Here is a 3261-nt window from a genome sequence, read left to right on the forward strand (position 1 = left end):
GTGTCGGCGGCATAAGCAGCGTCGGCAGGCTGTTCGACGGTCAGCGGCTCATCGATTTCAGCCGGGTGTTCCGCCTGCGCCTCGATATCCGTGTCGACATCGGCCATCGCCTCGTCGAAGTGACCAGAAAAGTCCTCCTCTGAAATCGCTTGGTCGGCAACAGCCTGAACAGGCGCCGGATGTTCGGCAACGGCCAGAGCGACGTAGTCATCAGCGGACGCGTGGTCGTCGAGCGTCAGTTCATCCTCGAGCGACAGGGAAACAGCATTATCGAAATCGTCCTCGAACGCGGTTTCGACCGCCGGCGCTGCAACCTCTGCGGCACGATGGTCGACTGCCTCGACGGCATGATCGCCGAGCTGGAATTCCCGATCGAGCGACGCGGCAAGCTCGTCGTCCATCGGCAGATCGTCGTCGAGCGGAGAGACGTCTTCGAGCGAACTGGCGACCGCCTGGCCGAGATCATCATCGAAGGCCGCTGCGAGCTCAGGCTCCGCATCGACCTGCGGCGCCGCTACAGCGCCTGCCGCGGGCGCGGTGGCGAAATGATGGTCCTCGATATCGTCGAACACGAAGTCCTGGTCGAGCGACGCCGCAAGCTCGTCGTCAAGCGCGTTGCGGGCCGCGGCTTCGAAAGCCGGCTCTTTCGGTTGCGCGACGGCTTTGCTCTCCTCCGCGCCGAACTCGCCCATCAGTTCCTTCTCGAGGTCGATGTCGAAATCGCCCTCCGCGGCAGGCTGATTGGCGGGCGCAGCCTTCTGGACAGGCGCCTGCGGCTTTACCGGCTGGCGCGGGTCGAAACCCATGATCCTGGTCAGTTCCGCAAACGGATCGTCGTCAGCGATGTCGTTGCGATCGGCTACTTTCAGCTGGGTTCTGTCTGCCATTATTGTTCCCGAACTCGCACACAGTCGGACGCCATGGACGTCGCGCAGGGTTGGCCCTTACCAGCGCAATGTGGGCAAAAGGTGACAGGTTTTTTAGTCAAACCTAACGCATCTCGGTGGGCGCATCCGCCCCTATCAGCGTCAGGCCGGACGTCAAAACGTCCGAAACAGCCTGCACCAGCCCTAGTCTGGCATACGTCAATTGTCGGTCGTTAACCTTAACAAAACGTAAGTCGGGATTATCGGTCCCCCGGTTCCAGTGTCCATGGAAGCTGGAAGCCAGATCGTAGAGGTAGAATGCCAGCCTGTGCGGCTCCAATGCAAGAGCCGCGGACTCAATCAGCCTGGGATATTCAGCCAGCTTCCGGATCAGGCCGATTTCGCCCTCGTCCGAGAGCGAAGCCACCGAAGCCGTCAGCCGGTTGCGATCGAAATTAGCCTCGCCCAACTGCTCGCTCGCCTGCCGGAACACCGAGTGGCAGCGCGCCGAGGCGTACTGCACGTAGAACACCGGATTGTCCTTCGATTGCTCGGTCACCTTGGCGAAATCGAAGTCGAGCGGCGCGTCGTTCTTGCGGTAAAGCATCATAAAGCGGATCGGATCGCGACCGACCTCTTCGACCACCTCGCGCAGTGTGACGAAATCGCCGGAGCGCTTGGACATGCGGACCGGCTCGCCGTCGCGGAACAACTTCACCAGTTGGCAAAGCAGCACTGTGAGCTTCACCTCGTCGCCGGCGATGGCCCGGGCGAGCGCCTCCAGCCGCTTGACGTATCCGCCATGGTCGGCGCCCAGCACATAGATCAGGTCGACGAAGCCGCGCTCCACCTTGTCCTTGAGGTAGGCGACATCGGCGGCGAAATAGGTGAAGGAACCGTCCGACTTGACCAGCGCCCGGTCCATGTCGTCGCCGACGGCCGTCGAGCGGAACAGGGTCTGCTCGCGGTCTTCCCAGTCGTCCGGCTTCTCGCCCTTGGGCGGCGGCAGCTTGCCCTTGTAGATATGACCCTTCAGCGTCAGGTCGGCGATCGCCGCCCTGATCTTCTTGGCATGGTCGGCGTGCAGCGTGCGCTCGGAGAAGAACACGTCGTGATGCACGTTGAGCAGCGCCAGGTCCTCACGGATCATCGCCATCATTGCGTCGATAGTGCGATCCTTGACGATGGCCAGCGCCTCGTCCTCCGGCATCTGCAGCAGTTTGCCGCCGAACTCCTGCGCCAGCGCCTGGCCGACCGGCACGAGATAGTCGCCCGGATAGAGGCCGGGCGGGATCTCGCCGATCGTCTCGCCGAGCGCCTCGCGATAGCGCAGCAGGGCCGAGCGGCCGAGCACGTCGATCTGCGAGCCAGCGTCGTTGATGACATATTCCTTGGTCACATCGTAGCCGGCGAAGGCCATCAGATTGGCGAGCGTGTCGCCCACCACCGCGCCCCGGCAATGGCCGACATGCATGGGCCCGGTCGGATTGGCCGAGACATATTCGACATTGGCCTTGCGGCCGCCGCCGATGGTCGAGCGGCCATAGTTGCGACCTTCGCCGAGGAGCGCCGCCAGATGCGCCTGCCAGAACCCATCCTGCAGCCTGAGATTGACGAAGCCCGGACCGGCGACGTCGGCCGCCGCGACGTCGGCGTCGCCACGCAGCGCCTCGGCCAGCCTTTCGGCCAACGCGCGCGGGTTCTGCCCGGTCGGCTTGGCCAGCACCATCGCGGCGTTGGTGGCGAGATCGCCATGGCTGGCGTCGCGCGGCGGCTCGACGGCGATGCGCGACAAGTCGAGCAACGCGCCATCCTTGTCTCTCAGATCAAGCGCTTCGACGGCTTTTATGACTCGCGCGTTGAAATCGGCGAATATGTTCATTGGGTCTGGCTCTGGCGGCTGTGCAAGGGAATCCGGCTCGTTGGCCGGCAAAATCGCGTCCGCCCTAGCTCAAATCGGGCGTGTGGTCAAACAAGCGCCGATGTTCCTTCAGCGCATAGGTGTCGGTCATGCCTGCCAGGAAATCCGCCACGGCGCGCGCCTTGATGCGGTCCTGCGCTCTATCGAGTCCTTCGCGCCAGCCGTCCGGCATGGCGCGCGGCGCGGCGAAATAGAAGTCGAACAGGTCGCGCACGATCCGTTCGGCATCGGCCCGCACCCGCATGACCTCGCTGTGCCGGTAAAGGTGCTTGTAGAGAAAGGCTTTCAACTCCTTCTCGGTCGCGGCCATGCCGGCCGAGAAGGTCACCATCGTCTCGCCCGCCGCCCGCACCGCGTCGGCGCTCTCGGGCTTTAGCCGCTCGAGGTTGGCGTGGGTGGAGGCAATCACGTCCTCGACCATCATAGTGATCTGCCGCCGCATCAGCTCGTGGCCGGTGCGCACCGGATCTGTCT

General features: G+C 63.7%; 1 protein-coding gene and 2 pseudogenes. All 3 read right to left on the reverse strand.

The features are described from left to right. Nucleotides 1–806, reverse strand: a pseudogene (locus tag EN781_RS29210) (SPOR domain-containing protein); the annotation flags it as partial. Between the two features lie 184 nt (nt 807–990). Then, on the reverse strand, nt 991–2748 hold the full coding sequence (gene argS / locus EN781_RS29215) for an arginine--tRNA ligase (protein WP_126054196.1): 1758 nt from the start codon (nt 2746–2748) through the stop codon (nt 991–993). A 64-nt stretch (nt 2749–2812) separates the two neighbouring features. Further along, nucleotides 2813–3261, reverse strand: a pseudogene (locus tag EN781_RS29220) (deoxyguanosinetriphosphate triphosphohydrolase); the annotation flags it as partial.

The organism is Mesorhizobium sp. M4A.F.Ca.ET.090.04.2.1, from assembly GCF_003999085.1.
GTDB lineage: Bacteria > Pseudomonadota > Alphaproteobacteria > Rhizobiales > Rhizobiaceae > Mesorhizobium.